Raw genomic sequence first — 26,787 nt, forward strand, 5'->3', positions numbered from 1 at the left:
CGTCAACGCAAAAAGCCGGGCAATGCCCGGCTAGAAATAGATATAGAGTTAGAGTTGAGCAAACGAGCCAGTAAAACTCACGCTTTCGTCGCCAATCGTCATTTCATGTAATAACTCTTGTTGCCCCGCTTCGCGGTTACTGATGGCAAATCGATATGCATTACCTGTTGTGGTTGTCACTTCAATGACAGTCGCATCGTCATTATCAGCCAACGTTGTCACCGCTTCGACAAGACCACGGGCTCCCACTGAAGCCTCAAACTCTTCGTTAAAATAACCATGAGTTTCAAGTACAGAAGCAAATACATGATTCTGACCAGATTGACGCAAGATAAGTGCAGGCTCGCTGCGTAGATTGAAATCTGGATCGTTAGCACCTAGGCGCGCAAAGTACACTTTTGAATCTGCTACTGCACTTGTTATCAAGCTGTAGTAGCTGTTGCCGTGTAACCAAGATACAAGAGAGCTACCTTCAACGTTACCACTAGCTAAGTTCCATAGATGCTGATAACCAAAGTTTTCACCCATTGGGCGCAATGTAGATTCTGTGTTGTATTCAAAGTCGGTACGAATGATTTGACCAGAAAAGTGAACGGGGAGATCGTAAGAGTGCTCTTTGTCCGCTTTGATACGGTAAACGTCAATAACCAATGGTTTCTCGAATTCTTCTATGTCAGCCAGTAGCACTGAACGCTGCATATCCACGCCTTCATAGTACTCGCTGATTTTACCGCTCATACCTTGCAGTTTTGCATCATCAGCTTTAAAGAACTGCTTCGAGCCAAAACGAGACTCCGCGGTTGCCGTGTCGAAGTTGTTTTGCGTTCTTTGATCAACTGTTACTGTGTTATGCGCGGCCGTCTGCTTACAGTACGACTTGTTCTCAGGGATATATCGACCACCAAACTTAGGCTCTACGTTTACCCAACGACCGAAACCATAATCGTGCAGAACTTCTTGTCCACGATTAAATACGCTTAAATGAAGCCCATCGTAATGACCGTGGTCAAGAGCAGAGTGATACTGGTGATCAGAGCCGTGTTGACCAAACCATAGAAGAGCCATCGTATCATCGTCTTGAGCATCGCGATGACGGAGAATAGTAAGTCCACCTTTCTCACCTTTAGGGCCGTCAGTAACAAACAGGCTACCCCAGTTAAACGGTTTGATTTCATCCGCGGCATCGACTGCGTCAGACAGTGTTTTACCTGCTGATTGAACCCAAACATCTTGTTGGTGGTTTGCCATGCTAAGCAGCGTTTCGCTTTGCTCATAGCGGTGGTAGCACACGCTTGTCGCCATAATAACGCCTTCATCATTAATGCTGATGGTTTTCGACGAATCGTTTAGTGCCGGTAGCGTGCCGTCTGGGAAAGCTGTAGAGAATACCGCGTAAGAAGTCGTCTTGATCACTGAGTCGTTAAACTCATAGATACCGATCTCTGGTTGACGACGCTCAATCGCTTCTGCGAACAGATAGATTGGACGCAGCGAGAAGCGGTGGTAGTAAGGACCTTCCATATAGTAGCCGTCTGGCGAGAACAGTTGGTCTAGCTGAGCAAGGAAACCGCCGCTTACTTTGTCAAGCTTCAGACCGTAAAGCGCTTTATCAACAGACTGTTGATCGTTGATCGCATAGCCACAAATACCCACAGCGGCTACTGCCCACAGACCGTGGTTGTGGACGATGTCGAAGTCGTGACCATAAGTCACAACGAAAAGGTCGATCATCTGTTTGAATAGGTCTGTTTCGATGTGTTGCTTTTGCTCATCCGAAAGCGTGTGGTACACGCAGCTGTATGCGCAAGACGCGTAAAGCATCCACATGTTTTCGTTTAGCGTTTGGTGGAAGATTTTACCCGGTGGGTTAGTATCACGGCTAACGTTGCTTTCCAGTGTTGGATAAACATTCGCGTACGCGGTTAGCATCTCTACGATGTAGTCACGGTATTTAGTTTCCTCAGTGATAAGGAACAAACGACCAGCTAAGTCGATATGAATATAGTTTTGCTTATGACGGTTATGCTCGTAACCGCCGCCTTCACCGTGGCCAGGGACTTCAATGCCCACTTCAGCCATGTAGTCATTCACTTGAGCAATATCACGCGCTAGTTTCTTACCTAGCAAGGTTTCCTTACCTAGATCTTTGCGCAGCTCCGCTGCTTCCTCAAAGTTCAATAGTAGTGGTTGATAGCTCATTTATAGTGTCTCCTGCTCAATCGCGAAACAGCCAACCCAAGAGTAGGTTTTGCCTGCGATCTCAGCATTGTTGGTTGTATCTTTAGTAACTTGTGGGTTGTTGCTCACCATTAGCGTAAAGCGAGAGGTTTCCGTCTCAATCTCTACCACTGACGCTTGCGCGTTGTGACCAACAACTTGAATATTTTTAACGCTGCCACGGGCACTGACCGATTGCTCAAACTCTTCGTTGAAGTAACCGTGTGTCTCAATTACCGATGCGAATAGAGTGTCTTCACCCTTAGTGCGAAGAATAAAGCTTTGCTCACTACGTAGGTTAAAGCTTGGGTCATTGGCGCCCGTGCGAGTGAAGATAATCTCGCCATTGTCATTCGAGCTGGTACCTAGCCAAGTATAGTAGCTGTCTTCTTGTAGCCAGCTGACTAGCGCCGTCTCGTTTGCTTCGCCTTGTGCTACATTCCAAAGGTGGCGATAGCCAAGCTCTTCGCTCAATACGTTAAGCTCTTTATGTGCCTGGTATTCAAAGTTTGTGCGGATCACCTGACCATCAAACTGATGCGAGTAATCGTACTGGTGCTCGCCTTCGCCTGTTAGGCGGAATAGATCGATGAGTAATGGCGCTTCAAGATCATCATGTTTAAACATGAACACGCTGCGCTGCTGCTGAACACCATCGTAGTGCTCATTAGCAAATGCACTCATACCAACGATCTGCTCGTTGTCTGCTGCAAAGAAGTGTGGCAGACCGTGTACGCTGTCTGCGCGTTCTACGTCAAAGTAGTTTTGGCACGTTTCGTCAACCGTCACTGCGTTGTGAGCAATCGTCTGACGAGCATAAGTTTTGTTCTCGTCTAGGTAGCGTCCACCAAACTTAGGTTCAACGTTTACCCAGCGGCCAAAGCCGTATTCACGAAGCACTTCTTTACCTCGGTTGAAGTAAGAAATACCCAACGTATCAAAGTTGCCATGTCCCATGCCGTGCTGACCATAGTTCATCACTAGCTGGAATACGTCTTTATTCTTGTCTTGCACGCGCATAAAGCCTTGCGCACCGCGGTCACCATTTGGTCCTTCGTTTAGCTCAACGCTTGGCCAGAATGGAAGACCCACATCCGTCGCTTTTTCAAACGCTTGTGATAGCTCTAGACCACAGCCATGCACCCACACAGAGTCTTGGATCTTCGCCATACCGAGTAGGTTATCGTTGATACCATAGTGCTTGGCGTACTGACTTACTGCGACCTGTACACCCGCATCATTGATGCTCATCGTGCGAGATGCATCGTTAAGTGCTGGGAACTGACCATTCGGGTAGGCCGTTGCAAGCATGGCTTCAGCCGTATTACCAATCACACCATCTTTGTAGTTGAAGATGTCGAGTTCTGGCATATGACGATGAAGTACCTCAGCACACACACACAGTGGACGAATCGCATAGCGGTGGTAGTAAGGACCTTCAATGTAGTAACCCGACGGAGCGAACAGTTGAGTGATCTGCGCTAGGAAACCGCCCGTGCCGTTGTTCTCAAGACCAAAAACTGATTTCTCTAGGAACTCACGACGGTTAACCGCTAGACCACAAATACCAACGGCCGCTACTGCCCAAACACCGTGGTTATGAATACGATCGAAATCATGGCCGTATTTCACCGTGAACATGTCCAGCATTGGGTTAAACAGACGGTCAACCACGTTTTGGCGCTCTTCTTCACTCATGGTTGCAGCAACACATGAGTAAGCAAGGCTAGTAAACATTAGCCATACGTGTTCGTTTAGAATTTGGTGGAACAGACGCCCTGTTGGGTTGGTGTTCTTTTGAACATGAAAATCGAAGGTGAGATATAGGTCTGCGTACATTGCCAGTAGATCACGCACAAACTTAGCGTAACGATCATCACCCGTAATAAGGAACATACGACCCGCTAGGTTCATGTAGGTATAGTTTTGCTTGTGGCGGTTGTGCTCGTAACCACCCGCTTCACCATGACCTGGTACTTCAAGAGGAAGCTTCATGAATGCTTCAACATCTTTGATGGCTTTTGCAATCGCTTTACCCATTAAGGTATCGCGACCGAGCTCTCTTCGTAATTGCTCTATTTCGTCTTCGTTTAACAGTATGGGTTGAACCAATGTGGACATTTTCACCCTCAAAATCTATTGAATCTATAAATCCGACCCATATAAAGTAATACAATATGCATTATTGTCATACAAGAAATCAGACAAAAGTGGACATTAGTCACATTTAACCAAGGATGTGCGATATGAACACTACTATTTACGGGCACAAACTGGTAAATTACACATTATTAAAACGGCGTTTTAATAATAAAACAGATCAAGATCACATTGCAGTAAGCTTATTGTATTACAAATTAACAAATCTGCTTATTATGACGTCAACGAATTTAAGAGTAGACATTAACTTGGTCTAGGAGGCAGTTAGTGCACCGTTTTTTCTCTGCTGATGAACACCCGTGGGAACAGGTGAGTCAAGGCATCAAACGTAAGATTGTCGGCTTTACCGATGATCTGATGGCGATGCATCTTTGTTACGACAAAGGAGCAAGCGGTACGATACATAGGCATGAAATACACGATCAGATTGTTTATGTCGTTAGTGGCCGTTTTGAAGCTATCGTCGATGGGCAAAAGCGTGAGTTAAAGGCGGGTGATGCATTTATGGTGAAAAAGCTTCTTGACCATGGCACCACCGCACTAGAACAAGATAGTGTTCTACTCGATATTTTTTCTCCTTCACGTGAAGACTTTTTAAGTTAATCACTCCAAAGTGGGATCGCACACAATGAACCAATACAAAATCGCCATCATCGGCGAATGCATGGTAGAACTACAGCGCAAAGGTGACCTTTTAAAACAAGCCTTTGGCGGTGATACGCTCAATACTGCACTATATCTATCTCGGCTAACTCATGCTCACGACATTAAAGTAAGTTACATTACAGCACTAGGTAACGATCCGTTCTCTGCTGAGATGATAGAGAGCTGGAATCAAGAAGGTATCGATACAAGCTTAATTCTGCGCCTTAATGACAAAATGCCAGGCCTATACCACATTGAAACCGATGAAACTGGTGAGCGTACCTTCTTTTATTGGCGAAATGATGCAGCGGCCAAATTCGTTTTCGACCAACAAGAATCAGAACAACTCATCGACACCTTATTAGGTTACGATGCGGTTTACTTAAGTGGTATTACCCTTGCGATCCTGACTGATTCAGGACGCGATAAGTTGTTCGGCTTCCTAAAAGCATTTAAAGAAAAAGGCGGGCATGTCTTCTTTGACAACAACTTCCGCCCGAAATTGTGGGCAGATCAGCTCACAGCAATCAATACTTACAAAGCGATGCTTAGCTATACCGATACTGCCTTGTTAACATTTGAAGATGAACAGGCCTTGTTTGGTGACATGTTTGTTGAGCAATGTATTGAACGCACAAGCGAAGCTGGCGTCTCAGAGATTGCTATTAAGCGAGGTGCAAAAGATTGTTTGGTTATTGTGAACGATCAGGCTAATTACGTCGCACCTAAACCAGTTGACAATATTATCGACACCACTGCAGCTGGCGACTCGTTTAGCGCAGGTTACCTAGCGAAACGCCTAACTGGCGGCGATGCTCTAAAGTCAGCCGCAATGGGTCACAAAGTCGCAGGTACGGTTATTCAGCATCGCGGTGCCATTATTCCCAAGAACGCAACACCAACTCTTGATTAGTAGGACAAATAAAATGACGACATTAAACGAACAGCTAGCAAGCTTGAAAGTAATTCCAGTAATTGCCATCAACAAAGTTGAAGACGCTATTCCACTAGGCAAAGCGTTGGTTGACAACGGTATGCCATGCGCTGAGATTACGTTCCGCACTGAGTGTGCAGCTGAAGCTATCGCTGTAATGCGTAAAGAGTTCCCTGAAATGCTTATCGGCGCAGGTACTGTGCTGACTAACGCGCAGGTTGACCAAGCAATTGAAGCGGGTGTTGATTTCATCGTAAGTCCTGGCTTTAACCCACGAACAGTCCAATATTGTTTGGATAAAAACGTACCAATTGTACCGGGCGTAAATAACCCAAGCCTTGTTGAACAAGCAATGGAGATGGGCTTACGTACACTTAAGTTTTTCCCTGCAGAACCTTCAGGTGGCGTAAACATGCTAAAAGCACTTACGGCGGTTTACCCAGTAAAATTCATGCCTACAGGCGGTGTAAGCCTAAAGAACGTCGACGACTATCTGTCTATCAAGTCAGTATTGGCTTGTGGCGGTACATGGATGGTTCCTACCAACCTAATAGACGAAGGTCGCTGGGAAGAACTCGGTCAACTGGTTAAAGATGCAGTTGCACACGTAAACTAATCCGTATTGACCTTGCAGTTTAATTCGGGAATTAGCGAGCCATTGGCTCGCTTTTTTTGTCCCACAATAAGTGCATATCTGCCCACTTTCACTTGAAGTCTTCACCGTTTGAAAAAGCATAGGCGTAACAACCGCACAATAGGCAAAGCAAATTCAAATATAACTCGTTCATAACTCGTTGATTTGTATTAGAGTTAATTTGTGAGGATTTATGTATCGTTTTCCACACAAAATAAAGATGCGTCTCCCATCACACTTTAAGCTTATTGTAATACAAAACTACAAGAGGATTATTTACTATAATCGTCAGTATGAATGATATAAGGCTGAAACATGACTATTGATACTCTTGTAGTACTCGCCTACTTCTTTTTCCTGATCGCTATCGGTTGGATGTTCCGTAAATTCACCACGTCGACCAGTGATTACTTTAGAGGTGGCGGTAAGATGTTATGGTGGATGGTAGGTGCTACCGCTTTCATGACACAGTTTTCAGCATGGACGTTTACAGGTGCCGCAGGACGCGCGTTCAACGACGGTTTCGTTGTTGTAATCCTATTCTTAGCCAATGCATTTGGCTACTTCATGAACTACCTCTACTTCGCACCAAAATTCCGTCAGTTACGAGTAGTAACGGCAATTGAAGCGATTCGTCAACGCTTCGGTAAAACTTCAGAGCAGTTCTTCACTTGGGCTGGTATGCCAGACAGCTTGATCTCAGCCGGTATTTGGTTGAACGGTCTAGCAATCTTCGTGGCAGCTGTATTCAACATCCCAATGGAAGCAACAATCGTTGTTACTGGTCTAGTACTGATGCTAATGGCAGTAACAGGTGGTTCATGGGCGGTCGTAGCGTCTGACTTCATGCAGATGTTGGTCATCATGGCTGTGACAATCACCTGTGCAGTTGCAGCGTACTTCCACGGTGGTGGTCTAGGAAATATCGTAGATAATTTCCAAGGCGACTTCATGATGGGTAATAACCTGAACTACGTGAGCATCTTTATCCTTTGGGTAGTGTTCATCTTCGTTAAACAGTTCGGTGTTATGAACAACAGCATCAACGCTTACCGTTACCTATGTGCTAAAGACAGTGAGAACGCGCGTAAAGCGGCTGGTCTAGCCTGTATCCTAATGGTCGTTGGCCCACTAATTTGGTTCCTACCACCATGGTACGTAGCAGCATTTATGCCTGACTTTGCTGAGCAATATGGTTCAGTAGGCGGTGACGCGGCATACCTAGCATTTGTGCAGAACGTAATGCCAGCAGGCATGGTGGGTCTACTTATGTCAGCTATGTTCGCGGCGACTATGTCTTCGATGGACTCTGGTCTAAACCGTAATGCTGGTATCTTTGTGATGAACTTCTACAGCCCTATTGTTCGCCCTCACGCGTCTCAAAAAGAGCTAGTTATAGTAAGTAAACTTACCACTATCATGATGGGCTTTATCATCATAGGTATCGGTTTGTTTATTAACTCGTTGCGTCACCTGAGCCTATTCGACATCGTATTGAACGTTGGAGCGCTTATCGGCTTCCCAATGCTTATCCCTGTGCTACTTGGTATGTGGATTCGCAAAACGCCAGATTGGGCTGGTTGGGCAACACTTATCGTCGGTGGCTTCGTTTCTTACATCTTCGGTATCTCACTACAAGCAGAAGACATCGAGCACCTATTCGGTTTGGAGCAAGCTCTAACAGGTCGTGAGTGGGGAGATCTTAAAGTTGGATTAAGTTTAGCAGCACACGTTGTGTTCACTGGTGGCTTCTTCATCCTAACGACTAAATTCTACCGAGGACTATCGCCTGAGCGTGAGAAAGAAGTAGAACAATTATTTACCAACTGGAATACCCCGATTGTTGCAGAAGGTGAAGAGCAGCAAAATCTAGATACTAAACAGCGTTCAATGCTAGGTAAACTTATCAGTGTGGCTGGTTTCGGTATCCTTGCTATGGCTCTAATTCCAAATGAACCAACAGGACGCCTATTGTTCCTACTATGCGGTTCAATGGTACTGACTGTGGGAATCCTATTGGTTAACGCATCTAAATCTGGTTCAACGAAAAAAGCGCAAATTGCGAGCTAATCATTGAACTCAACAGAAAGCCGCGCAGAGTCTTCTCTGGGCGGCTTTTTTTTGCTAAACGTTAGTGAAACTTAGTCCATCATTTCCTTCATACACACTTCACACAACTGTGGTTTCGGTGTTGTTCGCTGATACTTTAACCAAAACTCAGGTTCGGCTTTGGTGACAAAAATCCCACCAAGCAAAGGTAAAAGTAGACCCACAGATACTAACGAGATCGAGTTCCCAGCAATCCATGTAGAAATACTCAATGCGATAAGCGGAAAGAACAGAAAACAGATCGAAGCAGTAAACGGCGTAGACACCTGGCCCAATTTGAAATACGCCACAATGCCGCCGACACTGGCAAATAACCCTAGGTACAACACCGCTGTCATCGAGTCCAATGTGAACAGGCTTATGTCTGGTTGCTCAATCACCCAAGAAGTGAACAACAAAAACAATGACGCAAGAAAGCTTGGTACCGCATTATAGGTAAGCACTGGCGTGCCTTTGCAAAACCGTTCCACAAACACATACATAACTGCATGAATCGCTACCGCACCACCTAGGGCAGCAAAGCCAACCAAGTAGTTTTTGCCTCCCAATTTCATCTCTGTCGCCAGAATCAGAATGAGGCTTAACACCGCAACTAGCAGTCCTGCGATTTGAACTTTTCGCAGGCGTAAACCAAGAAACAAGCTCGACATAACCATCACCGCAATTGGCATGTTGGCGAAGATAATCGAAGCCAACCCAGAGGAAATATATTGCTCGCCAAATATCATCAACGTAAACGGAATCGCAAAGTAGAAAATTGCGACCACATACATCCACGCTCGCTTTCCTTTAGGAAAGAATAACGGTTGTTTTAGGTATTTCGCCAGCATCACCAATAGAGGCGCAGCGATGAGAAAACGCATGCCCGTTGCGAAAATTGGTGGAATAGTCTCAACGGCCACCTCCATTGCAAACCACGTCGTTCCCCAAATAAGGCACACTGAGACAAACAGTAAAATAGGTAGCTGTTTATGCGACATCACAACCTCCTAATTTACTACAACGAATGAGATAGCACAGAGGCGTGGCATTGAGCTTGCCACAAGCTTTGGATTTAGTTTTCATTTTTTATTCCCATCACAGGATGGTGCAAATAGCTTTATTTGCACGCACAACAAGTCCGCGTGAGTAATCACGCAATAAAATTGTTAACAGCGAAGCGCTGTAAGACAGGAACTAGGCGATGGGAGGTCGGTAGAGCGAGTGCATATCTGCGCTCGTATAAAGACTAGCCAGTCTTTGTGTGAGTTCATAACGATACGGAGCAAGGCGAGAATCTTGTGGCGTCTCAACTAAAGCAGAGCCTGATGCGTGACCATGGGAACAACACTGCTTTTCGAAGCAGGTTCCTCCAGGCTCACAACAGCCTGAGTCCTCAGTTTGCAATGTATCGGAGGTGATACCGCAGAACTTCACATGCATGACTTGCGCCATGCTCAGTGTTGATTGCGGTGACGAGACATCTGCACGCACAGCACCACTGGATAATACGAGTATTACCAGGATCGCGAGCAAGCTACAGATTGTAGATACGCTTTTAGCGAGCATCACAACGTCTCATTCAAGTAAGTAGAAAAAACACTTAAAAATTCTGAGTCTGAAGATACCTATCCAAGTTGCAACACACAATAGCCTTTGAGACGACTTTACATTTTTTTACGCGAATTTGGTGACCTGTATTAGCGCAACGATACCTTTGTGTGAATAACGCTACTTTGTAGAAATAACGTTAACTTGCAACATCGCTCTCGTGCATCATTACTGACAATAATCCAACTTGCGTACCCAATCATCAAAACGTCGTAGCCAATCGTCGGCATCACTTCCTTCTCGGACATAGACGCCAAACCCATGTCCACCTCGCTCAAATAATGTGAGTTCACTAGACACAGATGCTGCCACTAGTGCATTGTGCAGCTTAAGGCTATGTTCAGCTACAACAACATCATCGTCTTTAGCGTGCATAATGAGCATCGGGGCAACATCTGGGGAAATACGCTCATCAATAGACAACAAACTTATTTGCTGCGCATCGTTTAAGGCCTTAACGACATTCTCATAAGAACCCAAATGAGCGACACCAGAGGTCATCGATACCACAGGATACATTAAACAAGTGAAGTCTGGTCGGTTAGAAAGCGTATCGGTACTTAACCATCCGGCTAAATGACCACCTGCGGAAAAGCCCATGATACCTACCCTTGCCATGGGGACTAGCTGGCGAATCAAAGTCAATGCTGCTCTTGCATCGACGATGGGCGCAAGCTTTTCTATGTCAGAGCCATTGTTTTTAATAGGCAGTCGATAATTTAAACAGAACGCATGATAACCCATTTCGCTAAGGCACTTTGCCACCTCTACGCCTTCGTTATCAATCGATACAATTTGATAGCCTCCACCAGGGATAATGAGAATAGCGTGACCATTGCTTCGCTCAGGCGGAAATTCAAGCAGTTCAGGGGAGCATATATCGGAAATGAGCCGATGGGGATAGCGGAGCGGAGTTTGCGAATCGTTTACTTTCATTGGAGAGCGTTCCGAAAATCCATCACCTTGCTCAAGGGAATGGACTGTTACTGCTGGGAATAACTCCGAAAGCGAATAAATAGATTGCATCAAATTACTCGTTATTACTCTTTAAGTTAAATACCAAAGTAAAACGCTTCTTAAATGTCGACAAGCGTTTATTGTGTAAACAATGAGCCGCTTCTCAGTACAAAAAAGCCGACCAAACGTCGGCTTTTAAAACTTCAATGCACAGTATATTAATCGATAAGTGTGCGTACATACTCTGCCAGTTCCGGTTCTTGGCAGTTGGAGAAAAAGCATTCCTGAAACTGAGCACTACCGACCGCCGTTTTCACTAACTCTTGGTCAATGGCCTGCAGTGACACCACAACATCTTTGCAAACGGCAGCTTTTACTTCTGACAAAATCGCAGCATTTTTCTGTTGAGGTTCTGCACGCTCAATAGGGTAACCTTCGCCGCGATTACCAGTGAAGGCCTTTTCAAAGATATAACGTACATTCAGTTCACCGGCCCAACCAAAGCCTTTCGCAAACGCCAGTGAAATCGCATTACCGTTGTTAATTTGATTGAAAAGGAATGCATCAGATGGCTCTAGGCAGTAGCCACATACTACTCCTGGGTGAAGGTTGCTTGCCATCATCGCGCCTTGTCCTGTGCCACAGCCAGTCACGACAAAGTCCACCGCTTTTGAATTCAGTAGAATGCTCGCCATAATACCAAGGTGAATATAGGTAAGGTGATGGTCATTTTCATCCATCATACCTACGTTAAATACGTCGTGGCCTAAACCGCCCGCTACTGTATTTAATTCAGCCGCTACCATAGCATTTTTCGGTGCTTGGCTATTTTCCATCATCAGTGCAATTTTCATGTTCTTTCCCCAACGGCCTTACTAACCGCGAATTTTCCTAAAACTAAATAACTGTGTTGTCGACCAATACGTTAGCCATGCTACGGCTCAAACATCTTGAACCGTGCGCTGACCATCGCGAGCTAATCTAAAAATGGTCAATAAATTTGTTAATAGAAGCGTAGCTTCGAGCAGGACGCCGCCAATTGAACCCACCATAATATTGTTTGTTAACCAGCACACTGCACCTAATAAAAAACCGATTCGCATCGCAATGCCCTGAAGCATAAACAGCGAATACGTACCAATTGCCGCCCCTAAAATTGGCCAAAGCTGCGATAAGTTTTCGGCTATCACACTACCTAAGAGAAGACTCAACGCAATGAAAATCAGAGCGACGATTTTGGAACTTGTGTAAATGGCAGCAGTTGTTCTGACCGCAGAGAGTGCAGCAGCTAACGCAGAAGTTAACGAACCCAACAATACAAAGTGGATAAGGTGATTAACGTTCAGTGCCAGCATCAAAATCTTCAGTCGTTTGTCGTTTTTTTGGTAAAAGGTAGAAATACCTAAACCATAACTTACAAACCCTAGTATCTGCCCGACAATGTACGCGTCCATCACCTAATTGTCTTCGGTTAGCGTGCCAACCATCCACCATCAACCGCAATGGTATAACCATTAATATAGTCTGATGCTTGTGAAGCTAAGAATACACAGGGACCAGCTAGATCTTCTGGCGTACCCCAACGGTCTGCAGGAATGCGCTCTAGAATTTCTGCGTTACGTTTTTCGTCTGCACGTAGCGCCGCAGTATTGTTCGTCGCCATATATCCAGGTGCAATTGCGTTAACATTAATGCCTTCTTTGGCCCACTCATTTGCCATCAAACGCGTTACACCCATAACGCCACTTTTTGAAGCGGTATATGATGGAACACGTATGCCACCTTGGAACGAAAGCATGGAGGCAACATTGATAATCTTACCGCCCTCGCCTTGAGCGATGAACTGCTTAGCGACTGCTTGAGACATGAAAAACACCGACTTGATGTTGATATTCATCACGTCATCCCAGTCTTGCTCTGAGAAATCGATAGCATCGTTACGTCGGATGATACCTGCGTTGTTAACTAGGATATCAATTCGACCTAATTCGGTAACTGCACGGTCTACGATTCCTGGAATGTCGTCTAACTTCATCAAGTTAGCACGAATGTCGATAAACTTACGGCCCGTTTCTTCCATAAGAGCAATGGTTTCTGTCGGCTCAACAATATTCACTCCGACGATATCACAACCTGCTTTAGCCAGACCCAATGCCATACCTTGGCCCAAACCAGTATCACAGCCAGTTACGACTGCGACTTTCCCGTCTAATTTGAATGAATCAAGAATCATTTTTTATTCCTTCATAGATGTATTCGAGGACGAACCTTAGAGAGTTCTCACTGTTGTTAAATTAACCATACACAAAAAATGAATCACATTAAAGTTATTTTTGAAATGCTGTTTCATTTTTATATTTAGCTTATGCAAGTTTGTGAACGCAATCGCACTATTCGGTTCTGATTTTTATGAAAAGCCTTTTTGAAATTACTGACATGGTAAGGTTGCAAGGCTATAATCGCGCCCACAACAAAAAATCAAAGGAAGATAGATGGATAAGTCCACGCAGCCAGAAGCCGTGTCCTCGGTACTCAAAGTGTTCAATATTCTGCAAGCCTTGGGCGAGCAAAAGGAAATTGGCGTTTCAGAACTGTCACAAAGACTCATGATGTCAAAAGCGACGACCTATCGTTTCCTACAAACCATGAAAACGCTCGGTTACGTTTCTCAGGAAGGAGAAGCAGATAAGTATGCTCTTACTCTTAAAATGTTCGAACTTGGTTCGAAGTCATTGGAGTTTGTCGACCTTATTGATATTGCAGATAAAGAAATGCGTGAGATTAATAAAGTGACTAATGAAACGGTTCACTTGGGTTCTATTGACGATGGTTCGATCATCTATTTACACAAAATAGATTCAAGCTATCACTTACGTATGCATTCTCGGGTAGGCCGCCGCAATCCACTCTACAGCACAGCGATAGGTAAAGTGCTACTTTCCCACCTTTCTGACGCAGAAGTTCGTGTAATATTAGACACGGTCGAATTCATCAAACACACAGACAAAACTCACGAGAACACAGAACAACTGATTGAAGAGCTGAACACCGTTCGTGAATGCCATTATGGTGAAGACAACGAAGAGCAAGAGCCGGGACTACGTTGCATCGCTGTCCCAGTTTACGACCGTTTCGGCCATGCTATCGCTGCAGTCTCTGTCTCCTTCCCCATCATCCGTTTCGACGAAGAGAAAAAAGCAGAATACATCATGCTCCTGCACAATGCAGGACGGACCATTTCTGAACAGTTGGGTTATCACAACTATCCTGTCTAGTTATCGTGGAATCTCGGGCTAAGTTGGAACTAGCCTGAGATCAAACTCAAGAATGGGAGGTTATCAAGGACCCCGTTTCCCTATCAACGAACAGACAAGTCCCGAGCTAGAATCAACGCTAAACCAAAGATCTGCAAAAACAGCGCGATATTCTTATAATACGCCATTTCTTCTTCCACAAATTGAATCGCTTCAGTCAGCGACAGGTTATCCAAGTATAGTTCATCGATAATGTTGCGTTGTCCTTGCTGTGCTTTATTAATCAAACGCATCAATTCAGAAAGGTTAGCTAACTCTATTTCTGGGACATCAGCGTTTACCCATCGAGCGAGCTGTCCTCTTAGTAATTGAGAAATTTCTGGCGTGATAGTTTGAGATTGAGCGAGATGAAGCTGCAAAGTTTCTCGCTTTCGTTCCAATGTTTCCACTTGGTTCCAGGCAAGTTGGATGGAGTATAGATTACTGTTTTTACGCTCCTGAAGCATCGCGACTTCCCCAGACATTTTATCAAGCACCTGACTCGATAAAATGATGGCCGTAATATTAAGAATTAACCCAACTGAAACCATTACCCAAGCGGGAGGAAGTGCGACTTTCATAGACTATAACAACCTATCGAACGGTAGATAAACGAGGTTAGATAAGATAAGTCCTGCGATAACCAACACGGTGACTTGCATGCCTAGAACACGCCCTTTAAAGCGCTTATTTAGAATGCCATGAGCATGTAGAATACGACCAATAACAAAGCTGAGTCCCGTTAGATGAATCCAAATAGCGGGAGCCCCATTGTACTCTACCAACGCCATCAATATCAGCGTAATGGGGATATAATCCATCGCATTGCCTTGAGCACTTCTGGCAATTTGGAGCCCTTCTACACCACCATCTGCGTACGCTATCTGATTAATTCGTCGTTGTTTGATTACTTGAAAAGCTAACCAAAGCATAAGGCAAGCTAAAAGAGAGGCGTACAGCGCAGTGATCATTAATAAACCTTATTTTTTATTGAGTTAGGTTTAGTGAGTGTAGACTATTCAGCTAGTTTCTCCAGATACAAAAAAGCCCAGCTAATGCTGGGCTTAGATCATTAAGTCAAAATGATCGCTAACCTAAGTACTTATAGAATATCGTTGAAAGCGGTGGTAAGCGTAACGACAACGATTGTGGTTGTGCTTCACTTTCCATTTGCTCAGTCAATGCAGTTTGCACCGCACCAAACCCACTACCGGCATAGATAGAATCATCGGTATTTAGCATCAGCTTATACTTACCCGCTAACGGCACTCCCAAGCGGAAAGCTTCATGAGGTACAGGGGTAAAGTTGCTGATCACTAACATACGTTCGCCTTCTTCACTGATACGTTCATGAGCGAGAATACTCGCTTCTGCCGCATCTTGAAGGCGCCACTCAAAGCCTTTAGGTTCTGAGTCGAGTTCGAACAGTGATTTCTCATTACGATACAGTTTGTTTAAGTCACGCGTTAGAGCTTGCACGCCCAGGTGACGGTCAAAGTCTAACAAGAACCACTGTAACTGGTCATCATGGTTCCACTCACCGGTTTGCCCAAACTCAGCCCCCATGAAGTTAAGCTTCTTGCCCGGTTGCGCATACATATAGCCTAAATACGCTCGTAAGTTGGCAGTTTGCTGCCACTCATCACCCGGCATTTTATTGTGAATAGAGTGCTTACCGTATACCACTTCATCGTGTGATAGTGAAAGAACATAGTTCTCACTATGGGCATAAACAAGCGGGAACGTGATGGTATCGTGATGGTATTTGCGGTTAATAGGATCTTCTTGAATATAAGAAAGGCTGTCGTGCATCCACCCCATATTCCATTTAAACCCAAAGCCTAAACCACCCATAAAGGTCGGAGCCGATACGCCTGGGAATGCGGTCGATTCTTCAGCAATGGTCATCGCATTCGGGAAGTGCTTGTAAACTTCTTCGTTCATCCACTTAAGGGTTGCGATAGCATCGTAATTTTCGCGACCGCCATCGACGTTTGGAATCCACTGATCGTGACTACGCGAATAGTCTAGATACAACATCGACGCAACGGCATCAACGCGAATACCATCAATATGGAACTGCTCAAACCAATAAAGCGCATTGGACACTAAAAAGCGACGAACATGTTCACGACCTAAATCGTAAATATAAGAATTCCAATCTTGGTGCCAGCCGCGACGCGGATCAGGATCGTGGAATAGAGGCGTACCATCGAAATTCGCCAAGCCATGATCATCTGATGGGAAGTGTGCAGGTACCCAATCCAGAACAACACCTAAGCCTGCTTGGTGGCACTGATCTACGAAATACTTAAAGTCATCAGGGGAACCAAAGCGGCTCGTCGGTGCAAACAACCCTACTGGTTGATAGCCCCAAGAGCCGTAGAATGGGTGTTCAGACACTGGCATTAGTTCAACATGGGTATAACCCATATCGGTCAAATAAGGGATAAGTTCGGTGGCCAATTCACGATAAGTCAGGAAATCGCCATTGTCATTGCGCTTCCACGAACCTGCATGCAACTCATAAAACGACAGCGCCTCTTTACGCTTTTCGGTGACAGGTCGAGACTGCCACTTTTCATCTTGCCAATCGTAGCGGTTATGATTGTAAGTCACTGATGAAAAAGAAGGGTATTGCTCGGAGTAGAAGCCCCAAGGGTCCGCTTTATGCGGTAAGCCTTCCCCATTTGGTCCTTTCAATTCAAATTTGTATTGTGCTCCTTCTGGCAGATTTGGAATAAAAATACCCCAAATTCCATAATCCAGTCGCTGCATTGGATTACGACGCCCATCCCAAGCATTGAAGCTACCGACTAAACTGACAGCTGTAGCATGTGGGGCATAAACCAAAAAGCGCGTCCCCTCAATGTTCTCACCATCTCGCTCAAGCGAGATAAATTGTGAGCCCATATGGTGATACATCTCTTTCGGTGTATGTAACTCATCGTATTCAGCATACAAAGCGTGATATTGATATGGATCGTCCAGCATTTGCTCTGTGCCATTCCAATCTACCGCTAACTGATAGTAAGTAAATCTCAGATCCAAATCAGATTTGAGAACAAAGCCTGACGCTTCATCTCTCACCATCGGTAGTCTTTCACCTGATGCTAGTTCAACGTCTACCCCATCGGCGCCTGGCATCCATACTCTTAAGGCAATACCTTCTTCCTGTAGGTAAGGTCCTAAGAATGAAAATGGATCAGCAAACGATGCACTCGAGAGTCGATCGTACGCCTGTTTTAGTTTTTTAAGCCCTTTATTATTCAACGTTCATCTCCCTCGACCTTAAATAGCCCCATGATTATTTTTTCGAAACCAATCGTTGGTTTCACTGACGTTTGAGGCACTATAAAAAAGCCCGCAAAGCGCGGGCTACCAGCAAGGTTTCATTGTACTTGATTGCACCTATACGGGAAGTGATTTAACCCTAATTTTCGGGTGCAATACGGTATTTTTACGCACTTCTTTACAATATAAATCCCAATAGTGACAAGCGATAAAAAGAAAAGCACGACTCCCAGAGATGACAGAACAAATCTCTGAAGAAGCCGTGCTTGATTAGCGATTTTGAGGCGGATTATTTGCTTGCGTTAGCGCGCACTTCCGTTAGACGTTTCGCGATACGATTCACCCCTTCTTGAGTAAAGATTTCCTCAAGGTTCATCGACAGTTTGCGACGCCAGTTCGGGTACTCATTCACCGTACCAGGAATGTTAACTGGCTTGTCCATTTCTAACCAATCTTCGAGCTGGACACTCAATAGCGTTGATGCGCCCGCAGCAACATGCAGCTGAAGTGCTTCACTTAAATAAGCGTCCATCGGCACTAGGCTAGCATCACGACCAACACCTTCTGGTAGATAACCGTGCCATGCTACGCTATCAAGAATGCCTTGTTTACATTCCAGGCGGTCATCAAACAAGCCTTCAAGTTGCTCTTTATCAGGGTAAAGACCAATCTCGCTACCCATTTTTAGGTCATCACAATGCCAGAAGCCACGTAATGTCGGCATGTCGTGCGTACACAGTGCTGACATTGACTGATCGGCGTAGTGCGCTGGTGAGATGAAACCACCATCTTCTGCTGTTTCGAAGAAGAACACCTTGTACGAGTGGACGCCTGCTTCACGAAGGATTTCAACGATTTCATCTGGCACCGTACCCAAGTCTTCACCAATCACACTGCATTGATGACGATGTGATTCAAGCGCTAAGATGGCTAGCATGTCTTCCACTGGATAGTAGATATAAGCACCTTTGGTGGCGTTTTCACCTTTTGGAATCCACCATAGACGCAACAGGCCTAGTACGTGGTCAATACGCAGTGAACCGCAATGTTTCATGTTAGCGCGCAGTAACTTTATGTAGGCATCATAGGATGTCGCTTGCAGTACTTGTGGGTTCAGTGGAGGTAGACCCCAGTTTTGACCTAGCGGACCTAGAATATCAGGTGGAGCACCAATGCTTGCATCCATCACAAGGTTGCCATTGTCTGCCCAAGTTTCAGAGCCAGAATCTGCAACGCCAACCGCCAAGTCACGATATAGACCTACAGCCATGCCTTTTTCTTCGGCAAGTGCTTGTGCTTCGTTGATTTGAACATCAGCGATCCACTGTAAGTACATGTAAAGCTGAACTTTATCGCGGTTATCAGCGATAAATTTCTGAGTGGCACTATTTTCAAAACGGCGATATTTCTCAGGGAATACAGGCCAACCCCAAACACTTGAATCTTCTGCGTGCAATTCGGCATGAATTGCGTCAAATGCCGCCTGATGCAGAAGGCTTTCGCCACCCTCTTCCACAAAATCTAAGAACAATCTTGCGCGCTCAGACTGCTTATCCAAATGACGAGATTTAAACTCTTCAAAAAGAAGAGGTAACACGCTCATTTTCAGATCCGCAACTTCAGTGTAATTAACCCAGTGGGAATCACGCGCCTTCTGAAGGCGAGCTTGGAAGTCAGAGCTGCCGACCATTTGCTGAGCATCAGCGCTCAAAGCGAATTCAGCAACAGAGCTCACATCGATATAGAGTATGTTCAACCAACGACGAGAAGAAGGACTGTAAGGACTTGCTCCTTCTGGATTAGCCGGGAATAGTGAGTGAATTGGGTTTAAACCAACAAAGTCACCACCACGAGCAGCGATATCTGCCACCAACTGTTTTAGATCACCGAAGTCACCAATACCCCAGTTGTGCTGAGTGCGTAGCGTATAAAGCTGGACACTCGGACCCCATAGTTTCTTACCATGGTCAATGGCACTCTGTTTGAAACAGGCACGTGGCGTACGAATCAGTGTCATTTCATAAGGGGCTTTGCGACGCTTACGCTCTAGGTAAAGCTTATGGTAACCCCATGGTAGGTCACTAGGTAACGAAAATACTAAAGGGCCACCCTCAGCACGCTCATCACGAACGATTTGAGATTGAAGATAGCCTTCAAGTACTTCTCCCTGCTCGGTCTCTAAACGCCAGCTGAAATCGCTTTCGCGAGCGCTAACACCTAAATGAAGTTCGACTTCAACCGCATCCTCGTCTTTAACAACAAGAACTGGTTCAATCACTTCTTTTTTATGCTTTTTCTCAGCAGATTTAAGCAAAGTTTCATCATTTGTGGTGTCATAGCCTAAAGACGCTAGCAGACGAAGAATTGTTTCGTCTTCTACTTTCGCTGGACTGCCCCACGCACTTACGTAGCTGTCGGCTATTTTTGCCATTTCAGCAACTTGTTTTAATGCTGTTTGTTCTGTCATCGCTCTCTCCGAAGGACTTCTTTAACCTTCAAAACGGTAGGGTTAGTGTAATTTTTGATTCGAGCTTATTATGCCGCTCGACAGTCTATTTACGTCATTCCTGCTCATCGCGCATTTACGCAGGCAGAAATCTACTCAAAGTATTCATTATCGCTGTTAGAAGATCCCTGCCCGCGCAGGGATGACGCTAAAACAGAGATGAAGCAATTAAAGCGACCAAGGCACTCTCTGAGCACCTTGGTCATCGTGGTTAACGAGAAACTGCTTCTAGTTTCCAAATGTTATTCACGTAGTCTCTGATGCTTCGGTCAGAGCTGAACTTACCAACTAGAGCAGTGTTCAGAATCGCTTTCTTAGCCCAACCTGCTTGGTCACGGTATTGCGCGTCCATCGCTTCGTGTGCTTCAACATAAGAAGCAAAATCAGCAAGACATAGGTAAGGGTCACCGCCATCTAGTAGGCTATCGTAGGTAGCACGCAGTAGACCTGGTTGACCTGGAGTAAACTCATCGCCTAGAAGTAGGTCTAGAGATGCTTTTAGTAGAGGATCCGCGTTGTAGTAGTCGTAAGGGTTATAGCCCGCCGCCTTCACTTCTTTAACACCGTCAACATCTAGGCCGAAGATGTAGATATTTTCGTCGCCTACTTCTTCACGAATCTCAACGTTCGCACCATCCATCGTACCGATAGTTAGAGCACCATTTAGAGCCATCTTCATGTTACCTGTACCCGATGCCTCTTTACCTGCCATAGAGATTTGTTGAGACACATCTGCTGCTGGGATAATGATCTCAGCCATGCTTACTCGGTAATCAGGGATGAATACCACTTTCAGCTTACCGCCAATACGTGGGTCATTATTCACTTTCTCAGCAATCTTGTTGATTGCAAAGATGATTTCTTTCGCTAGGTGGTAACCTGGCGCTGCTTTCGCTGCGAAGAACACAACGCGTGGAACCATGTCGAAAGAAGGATCTTTCAGTAGGCGGTGGTAAAGCGCTAGTACGTGTAGAAGGTCAAGGTGCTGACGCTTGTACTCGTGTAAACGTTTAATTTGAACATCAAAGATAGCGTTTGTATCTAGCTCGATACCCATGTTCTCAGAAACCCAATCCGCAAGGCGCTGTTTGTTTTGCTTCTTAACAGCCATATATTCCTTCTGGAATTTAGCGTCATCAGCAAACTTAGCGATGCCTTCAAGCTGTTCTAGTTTCGCAGGCCACTCATCACCGATCTTGTCAGTAATCAGAGCAGATAGACCAGGGTTACAGAACTTCAACCAACGACGAGGCGTAATACCGTTAGTCACGTTATGCAGACGCGTTGGGTACATTGCATCGAACTCTGGGAATAGGTCCTTCTTAACCAATTGAGAGTGAAGTGCAGCTACACCGTTAACCGCGTATGAACCAATAACACATAGGTTCGCCATACGAACCATGCGATGGAAGCCTTCTTGGATGATAGACAGTTTCGCTTGCTTCTCACCATCACCAGGCCACATTGCACGTACTTCTTGCAGGAAGCGGTGGTTGATTTCAAAGATGATTTCCATGTGACGCGGAAGTAGACGCTGGATTAAGGACTCAGGCCATGTCTCTAGTGCTTCTGGAAGTAGTGTGTGGTTAGTGTATGCGAATGTCTTAGAAGAAATCGCCCACGCGTCATCCCAACTCATGCCTTTTTCATCAAGAAGGATGCGCATTAGTTCAGGAATTGCGATCGTTGGGTGCGTATCGTTAAGCTGAATAGTTTCTTGCTTAGGTAGAGATGCTAGCGTGTAACCCGCTGCTTCATGACGACGCAGGATATCGCGCACTGATGCTGCTGAGTGGAAGTACTGCTGCATTAGACGCAGAGTCTTACCTTTTTCATGGTTGTCGTTCGGGTATAGAACCTTAGTGATGTTACCCGCGTCAATTAGCGCGTGCTGTGCTTCGAAGTAATCACCATTGTTGAAGCTTGCCAATGAGAATGGTGCAATAGCTTGACATTCCCAAAGACGTAATGGGTACACTGTTTCTGACTCGTAACCTACGATAGGTAGATCCCAAGGCATCGCTTTTACTGTCATGCCAGGAACCCATTTACGAACTTCTTTACCGTTCTCGTTGACAACTTCAACGTGACCGTAAAAGCCAATTTCTTGCGCAAGTTCTGGACGCGCCACTTCCCATGGATAACCTTCTACACCGCGCCATGCGTCTGGTGCTTCTTGTTGACGGCCATCTTTGAATGACTGCTTAAATAGGCCGTATTCATAGTGCAGACCGTAGCCTACCGTTGGGTATTCTTGAGCGGCGCATGAATCCATGAAACATGCCGCTAGACGCCCAAGACCACCGTTACCAAGTGATGGGTCGCGCTCTTCTTCAAGAAGATCGGTAAGATTATGACCTAGCTCAGCCATTGCTTCAGTGATCTGCTCATACAAGCCCATGCTGATCAGGTTGTTACCCGTCAAACGACCAATCAAGAACTCAAGAGATAGGTAGTTAACACTTTTTGCTTTTTTGATGCGCTCGTCCGCTTCAGTGGCAAGAAGGTCAAACGTAGTTAATTCCGCTAACGCTCGACCCATTGCTAGATACCATTGGCGCTCAGAAGCAGCCTCAACAGTCGTTGCGTAAGTAGCAGACAGGTGCTTTTTAACACTTTCTTGGAAAGAAGCTTTATCAAATTGTTTTTGCTGAGTAGGTTTCATTAAGAAATCTCACTTTAAGTTTTTATCCATCTGTCCCATATCGTGCATGGTGACGTTTCCATAAACATCCTCCTAGTTCCGACTCCATGGAGGATGAGTGAGGAGGGCGTAGAGGGCGTACTCCCCTCCACTTAGTGATCGATCTCCCATTCCGGTTAACCATTCTGTTTTTTCTGGTGATAACGATCACGCCAAGCTCACATTTCACTCTAAGCGTTAATTAAGAAACATTTGCTATCCCTTATCGGACTAAATACAAATTCTGCTGTTCAGATCACAATTAGCCTCGAAAAAAGCCGCAAATCACAAGGTTTTTTTGTATACATGACAGGCCATTCACACTCCACACTAAGCAGTAAAAGTGACATCAATCACATTTATAAGGCGTAGTAGCTGTGAAAAAAGCTTAAAAATCAAAATATAGCCCTCGATCAATAAATGTAGAGCTCACTCTCTCATACCATCGAACGTGCAATAAAAAGCTTTGGTGACTCGCTCCCTACTCCCCGACGGAGTAGAACATAATAAATTGGTAGGAAATATCTATGTGGATTCCTTCAAAACTAACTCGACCTGGACGCTTACATAACGCGATTGTGCGTCCACGAGTATTGGACCTGCTAGCACAGGCTCCATTTTATAAGCTTGTACTTTTTCGCTCGCCCGCCGGTTACGGCAAAACAACGATGGCAGCTCAATGGCTATCAGATAAACCAAACGTTGGCTGGTACAGCATCGATGAAAGTGACAACGACCCGTTCCGCTTCGTCAACTACCTATTGCAGGCCATCAACAAAGCCACGAATAACACGTGTCCAAATGCACAAACCTTGGCAGAGCGTCGTCAATTCTCTTCACTCCACTCCCTGTTTAGTGAAGTGTTTGCAGAACTGACGAGCTATCATAACGAGTGCTATATCGTCCTTGATGACTACCATTTAATCACTGACGAAGAGATTCACGAAGCGATGCGCTTTTTCCTTAAGCACATGCCAGATAATGTTACTCTCGTGGTTACCAGTCGAGGCAACCCTCCTTTAGGCACAGCAAACCTCCGTGTGCGTGACTTAATGATCGAGATTGGCAACGAGCTACTCGCTTTTGATACCGAAGAGACCACGCGTTTCTTTAGCCAACGACTCGCTAGCGATATCGATAATGAGACCGCCGATTCATTGCGTACTTACGTTGAAGGCTGGCCATCTGCATTGCAGTTATTTGCACTACAAGCACAGCACCAAAAACGTACTCTTGCCCAATCGGTCGAGACTATTTCTCAATTCAACCATGCACACCTTTGGGACTATTTGGTTGAGGAAGTGTTTGACCTGTTAGATAAAGATACCCGCAAGTTCTTGATGCAGTGTTCAGTACTCGATCACTTCAATGACAGTCTGGTTATCGCCTTAACCAAACGCGACGATGCACTAAGCATGATTGAATCTCTTAACCGATTCGGCCTATTTATCTACCCGCTCGAGGGAGAAAATAACTGGTTTAGATTCCACAATTTGTTTGCCGAGTTCTTATCCCATGAGCGCAAAGCGCGTATTCCTCAGCAGGAACACGAGCTTCATTTGGCAGCAGCCGAAGCTTGGCTAGAGCAAAAAGTGCCGCACCAAGCACTGCGTCATGCTCAACTGGCCAATAACAGTGAGTTGGTTGCAAAAATCTTAAGCGAGTTTGGCTGGAAAATGTTCAACCAAGGTGAGCTTGCGACTCTGGAAGGAGCCATTGCGGTCCTGACCCAAGACCAATTATATAGCCAGCCAAAGCTGTGTATGTTGCAGGCGTGGTTGGCGCAAAGTCAGCACCGCTACAACGATGTTGGCGAGCTGATTGCTAAAGCCGACAAAGAAATGGAAACGCGCAACGTTGAGCGCTCGAAGAAGCAAGAAGGTGAATTCCACGCGCTGCTAGCTCAAGTTGCCATTAACCAAAACTCACCAGAAAAAGCGCTTGAGCTTGCCGAGCAAGCATTGAGTGAACTCGACCATTCTGTTTATCGCAGCCGTATCGTGGCAACTTCGGTGGTGGGTGAAGTGAATCATGTCATCGGTCAGCTTAGCCGTGCTTTGTCGATGATGCAGCAGACTGAAAAGCTCGCGCGTCAGTACCATGTCTATCACCAAGCACTGTGGGCCCAGCTTCAGCAGAGTGAAATTCTGATTGCACAAGGCTACGTACAAGCCGCGTTCGAAATTCAGGATAGCGCACTGAAACTCATCGAAGAACAGCAGCTACATCAAGTCCCATTGCATGAGTTCTTACTGCGTGTTCGTGCGCAAGTATTATGGTGCTGGAACCGATTGGATGAAGCTGAGGAGTGTGCTTATAAAGGGCTTGATGTACTTGGCAACCATTCACCGAGCAAGCACCTTCATAGCTACTCAATGATTGCACGCATCGCAATTGGTCGCGGGGAGCTCGATAAAGCCGCTAAGTTCATTGAGCAGATCCAACATCTGATGAAACAGTCAACTTACCATGTTGATTGGACCGCAAACGCCTCATTATCACTGCTCCTCTACTGGCAAGCACGCGGTGACGTGGACTCCATTGAACAATGGCTAGAAACTGCGATTCGACCAGACAACGCTTGTAACCACTTCGAGCAGCTTCAGTGGCGAAACATCGCTCGTGCCCAAATCAACCTAGGCCAATTCGAGCAAGCTCAGCAAACCCTGAACTATCTTAATGACAAGGCAGAAGCCCATCAATTAGTGACCGATCGCAACCGCAACTTGATTGTGGAAGCGGTACTCAATGTGCAAAACCAAGATGAAGAGACCGCCAAAGCTCTGCTAAAAGAAGCGTTAGTCTTAACGAACCAAACTGGCATGATTGGCAATTTCTTAGTCGACGGTGCAACCATCGGCCATCTGCTTGAGAAACTGGTTTCTAAGTCTGAATTAGGTGATTTGGAGCGTCATCGCGCACAACTATTGATGAAAGACATCAATACCACGCAGCGTAGCCGTTCCGTCCACTTTAACGAAGAGTTTGTGGAAAAGTTAATCAACCACCCAAATATCCCTGAGTTAGTGCGCACTAGCCCTCTAACACAAAGAGAATGGCAGGTTCTTGGTTTGATATATTCCGGGTTCAGTAACGAGCAGATTGCTCAAGAGCTGGACGTCGCAGGTACAACTATTAAAACACATATCCGTAATTTGTATCAGAAGCTCAATATCGCAAATCGTAAGGAAGCAATCAGCACCGCTGAGAATCTCTTGCAGTTGATGGGATATTAGTAAGCCAGCCAACAAACAAAGCCCGAGCGTACAGTTCATACACTCGGGCTTTTTCATGAAGTCCTTACTGATACAGTTTAATCTACATCGTATCAACACACTCAAATTAAGCCAATATTTAACTTAATGGAATATTTTGTTTCATTTTTTATAATTTAATAGTATGTTATTTATACAACTTCCCATGCGAGATCCAATACTTGTAACGTCAGATCTCACGCCCAGAACCACAAACGTAGAGGAGAGCATGTATGGATTTACAATCAAACCATTACCAGCAAGAACATTGCTTAATTAACACTTCTACTTCTGAGGTGATTCGGGGCAGTGTCTTTGAATTAGCACAACAGCTAGGCTGTCGCGTGGAAACCATTCAGGCTTTAGTCCTTAACGCAAAATCGAATAACAAGTATTGGGGACAGAATGGGTTTTCAGGGTACGAACCTTACGTACCCTGAGTCTGGTAAATTGTAGAAGTGATTACCAAGTAGTGGTTGATGTTTAAGAAAAGCTGGAGTGTGTGCCTGAG

20 protein-coding genes are annotated in these 26,787 nt (G+C 45.3%); 7 read left to right on the forward strand and 13 right to left on the reverse strand.

Translation table 11 applies throughout. From position 1 onward, the window contains the following. Positions 1 to 48 precede the first annotated feature (48 nt). Both HW45_RS13930 and HW45_RS13935 read right to left on the reverse strand, forming a co-directional pair. Complete coding sequence (locus tag HW45_RS13930) at positions 49 to 2,199, reverse strand: heparinase II/III domain-containing protein (RefSeq protein WP_038227517.1); 2,151 nt, start codon at positions 2,197 to 2,199, stop codon at positions 49 to 51. Beyond that, entirely contained in the window at positions 2,200 to 4,338 is a 2,139-nt protein-coding gene (locus tag HW45_RS13935; protein ID WP_038227518.1) for a heparinase II/III domain-containing protein, read from the reverse strand. Between the two features lie 306 nt (positions 4,339 to 4,644). Between HW45_RS13935 and HW45_RS13940 the strand changes: the two genes are divergently transcribed. The 4 genes from HW45_RS13940 (at position 4,645) to HW45_RS13955 (ending at position 8,660) form a co-directional block, all read left to right on the forward strand. Then, complete coding sequence (locus HW45_RS13940; RefSeq protein ID WP_031496039.1) at positions 4,645 to 4,980, forward strand: cupin domain-containing protein; 336 nt, start codon at positions 4,645 to 4,647, stop codon at positions 4,978 to 4,980. Between the two features lie 25 nt (positions 4,981 to 5,005). Continuing rightward, on the forward strand, positions 5,006 to 5,935 hold the full coding sequence (locus HW45_RS13945) for a sugar kinase (RefSeq protein ID WP_038227520.1): 930 nt from the start codon (positions 5,006 to 5,008) through the stop codon (positions 5,933 to 5,935). Positions 5,936 to 5,948: 13 nt separating this feature from the next. Beyond that, positions 5,949 to 6,572 (forward strand): bifunctional 4-hydroxy-2-oxoglutarate aldolase/2-dehydro-3-deoxy-phosphogluconate aldolase, encoded by a 624-nt coding sequence (locus tag HW45_RS13950; RefSeq protein WP_006069861.1) that lies wholly within the window; start codon positions 5,949 to 5,951, stop codon positions 6,570 to 6,572. A gap of 333 nt (positions 6,573 to 6,905) precedes the next feature. Then, positions 6,906 to 8,660: a sodium:solute symporter family transporter gene (locus tag HW45_RS13955; protein ID WP_006069860.1), complete on the forward strand. Its 1,755-nt coding sequence runs from the start codon at positions 6,906 to 6,908 to the stop codon at positions 8,658 to 8,660. 71 nt (positions 8,661 to 8,731) lie between these two features. On the opposite strand, the gene HW45_RS13960 is transcribed toward HW45_RS13955, so the two are convergent. The 6 genes from HW45_RS13960 to kduD form a co-directional block, all read right to left on the reverse strand. After that, complete coding sequence (locus tag HW45_RS13960) at positions 8,732 to 9,679, reverse strand: DMT family transporter (RefSeq protein ID WP_038227522.1); 948 nt, start codon at positions 9,677 to 9,679, stop codon at positions 8,732 to 8,734. Between the two features lie 196 nt (positions 9,680 to 9,875). After that, positions 9,876 to 10,247 (reverse strand): hypothetical protein, encoded by a 372-nt coding sequence (locus HW45_RS13965; RefSeq protein WP_006069858.1) that lies wholly within the window; start codon positions 10,245 to 10,247, stop codon positions 9,876 to 9,878. A gap of 210 nt (positions 10,248 to 10,457) precedes the next feature. Next, positions 10,458 to 11,315, reverse strand: coding sequence for an alpha/beta hydrolase (locus tag HW45_RS13970; protein WP_051868079.1), 858 nt, complete (start codon positions 11,313 to 11,315; stop codon positions 10,458 to 10,460). Positions 11,316 to 11,464: 149 nt separating this feature from the next. Continuing rightward, on the reverse strand, positions 11,465 to 12,100 hold the full coding sequence (locus HW45_RS13975; RefSeq protein ID WP_038227524.1) for an RpiB/LacA/LacB family sugar-phosphate isomerase: 636 nt from the start codon (positions 12,098 to 12,100) through the stop codon (positions 11,465 to 11,467). 87 nt (positions 12,101 to 12,187) lie between these two features. Beyond that, positions 12,188 to 12,700, reverse strand: a complete 513-nt coding sequence (locus HW45_RS13980) for a YgjV family protein (protein ID WP_038227525.1) — start codon at positions 12,698 to 12,700, stop codon at positions 12,188 to 12,190. Between the two features lie 17 nt (positions 12,701 to 12,717). Further along, entirely contained in the window at positions 12,718 to 13,479 is a 762-nt protein-coding gene (gene kduD / locus HW45_RS13985) for a 2-dehydro-3-deoxy-D-gluconate 5-dehydrogenase KduD (RefSeq protein ID WP_038227527.1), read from the reverse strand. 259 nt (positions 13,480 to 13,738) lie between these two features. Between kduD and kdgR the strand changes: the two genes are divergently transcribed. Then, positions 13,739 to 14,521: a DNA-binding transcriptional regulator KdgR gene (gene kdgR, locus HW45_RS13990; RefSeq protein WP_038227528.1), complete on the forward strand. Its 783-nt coding sequence runs from the start codon at positions 13,739 to 13,741 to the stop codon at positions 14,519 to 14,521. An 83-nt stretch (positions 14,522 to 14,604) separates the two neighbouring features. Here kdgR and HW45_RS13995 read toward each other — a convergent pair whose 3' ends face one another. The 5 genes from HW45_RS13995 to HW45_RS14015 form a co-directional block, all read right to left on the reverse strand. Next, complete coding sequence (locus HW45_RS13995; RefSeq protein WP_038227531.1) at positions 14,605 to 15,120, reverse strand: hypothetical protein; 516 nt, start codon at positions 15,118 to 15,120, stop codon at positions 14,605 to 14,607. 3 nt (positions 15,121 to 15,123) lie between these two features. Then, a complete protein-coding gene (locus HW45_RS14000) occupies positions 15,124 to 15,510 on the reverse strand; it encodes an MAPEG family protein (protein ID WP_038227532.1) in 387 nt (128 codons plus the stop codon). 118 nt (positions 15,511 to 15,628) lie between these two features. After that, positions 15,629 to 17,812 carry a 1,4-alpha-glucan branching protein GlgB gene (glgB, locus tag HW45_RS14005; RefSeq protein WP_038227533.1) on the reverse strand — a complete coding sequence of 728 codons (2,184 nt, stop codon included), beginning with the start codon at positions 17,810 to 17,812 and terminating at the stop codon, positions 15,629 to 15,631. Positions 17,813 to 18,122: 310 nt separating this feature from the next. Beyond that, positions 18,123 to 20,300 (reverse strand): 4-alpha-glucanotransferase, encoded by a 2,178-nt coding sequence (malQ, locus tag HW45_RS14010; RefSeq protein WP_006069833.1) that lies wholly within the window; start codon positions 20,298 to 20,300, stop codon positions 18,123 to 18,125. A 250-nt stretch (positions 20,301 to 20,550) separates the two neighbouring features. Continuing rightward, a complete protein-coding gene (locus HW45_RS14015; protein ID WP_038227534.1) occupies positions 20,551 to 23,004 on the reverse strand; it encodes a glycogen/starch/alpha-glucan phosphorylase in 2,454 nt (817 codons plus the stop codon). 545 nt (positions 23,005 to 23,549) lie between these two features. Here HW45_RS14015 and malT point away from each other — a divergent pair. Together malT and HW45_RS14025 are read left to right on the forward strand one after the other, a co-directional pair. Beyond that, positions 23,550 to 26,258, forward strand: a complete 2,709-nt coding sequence (malT, locus tag HW45_RS14020; protein WP_038227535.1) for an HTH-type transcriptional regulator MalT — start codon at positions 23,550 to 23,552, stop codon at positions 26,256 to 26,258. 251 nt (positions 26,259 to 26,509) lie between these two features. Beyond that, entirely contained in the window at positions 26,510 to 26,716 is a 207-nt protein-coding gene (locus HW45_RS14025) for a hypothetical protein (protein ID WP_038227536.1), read from the forward strand. Positions 26,717 to 26,787: the final 71 nt, after the last annotated feature.

Origin of the sequence: Vibrio sp. ER1A (assembly GCF_000733315.1) — a bacterium.
GTDB classification, from domain to species: domain Bacteria; phylum Pseudomonadota; class Gammaproteobacteria; order Enterobacterales; family Vibrionaceae; genus Vibrio; species Vibrio mediterranei.

Bases quoted from the DNA above. Each gene is read 5' to 3' on its own strand.
- HW45_RS13930 (WP_038227517.1), bottom strand. From the start codon at position 2,199: ATGAGCTATCAACCACTACTATTGAACTTTGAGGAAGCAGCGGAGCTG.
- HW45_RS13935 (WP_038227518.1), bottom strand. From the start codon at position 4,338: ATGTCCACATTGGTTCAACCCATACTGTTAAACGAAGACGAAATAGAG.
- HW45_RS13945 (WP_038227520.1), top strand. From the start codon at position 5,006: ATGAACCAATACAAAATCGCCATCATCGGCGAATGCATGGTAGAACTA.
- HW45_RS13950 (WP_006069861.1), top strand. From the start codon at position 5,949: ATGACGACATTAAACGAACAGCTAGCAAGCTTGAAAGTAATTCCAGTA.
- HW45_RS13955 (WP_006069860.1), top strand. From the start codon at position 6,906: ATGACTATTGATACTCTTGTAGTACTCGCCTACTTCTTTTTCCTGATC.
- HW45_RS13960 (WP_038227522.1), bottom strand. From the start codon at position 9,679: ATGTCGCATAAACAGCTACCTATTTTACTGTTTGTCTCAGTGTGCCTT.
- HW45_RS13965 (WP_006069858.1), bottom strand. From the start codon at position 10,247: ATGCTCGCTAAAAGCGTATCTACAATCTGTAGCTTGCTCGCGATCCTG.
- HW45_RS13970 (WP_051868079.1), bottom strand. From the start codon at position 11,315: ATGCAATCTATTTATTCGCTTTCGGAGTTATTCCCAGCAGTAACAGTC.
- HW45_RS13975 (WP_038227524.1), bottom strand. From the start codon at position 12,100: ATGAAAATTGCACTGATGATGGAAAATAGCCAAGCACCGAAAAATGCT.
- HW45_RS13980 (WP_038227525.1), bottom strand. From the start codon at position 12,700: ATGGACGCGTACATTGTCGGGCAGATACTAGGGTTTGTAAGTTATGGT.
- kduD (WP_038227527.1), bottom strand. From the start codon at position 13,479: ATGATTCTTGATTCATTCAAATTAGACGGGAAAGTCGCAGTCGTAACT.
- kdgR (WP_038227528.1), top strand. From the start codon at position 13,739: ATGGATAAGTCCACGCAGCCAGAAGCCGTGTCCTCGGTACTCAAAGTG.
- HW45_RS13995 (WP_038227531.1), bottom strand. From the start codon at position 15,120: ATGAAAGTCGCACTTCCTCCCGCTTGGGTAATGGTTTCAGTTGGGTTA.
- HW45_RS14000 (WP_038227532.1), bottom strand. From the start codon at position 15,510: ATGATCACTGCGCTGTACGCCTCTCTTTTAGCTTGCCTTATGCTTTGG.
- malQ (WP_006069833.1), bottom strand. From the start codon at position 20,300: ATGACAGAACAAACAGCATTAAAACAAGTTGCTGAAATGGCAAAAATA.
- HW45_RS14015 (WP_038227534.1), bottom strand. From the start codon at position 23,004: ATGAAACCTACTCAGCAAAAACAATTTGATAAAGCTTCTTTCCAAGAA.
- malT (WP_038227535.1), top strand. From the start codon at position 23,550: ATGTGGATTCCTTCAAAACTAACTCGACCTGGACGCTTACATAACGCG.
- HW45_RS14025 (WP_038227536.1), top strand. From the start codon at position 26,510: ATGGATTTACAATCAAACCATTACCAGCAAGAACATTGCTTAATTAAC.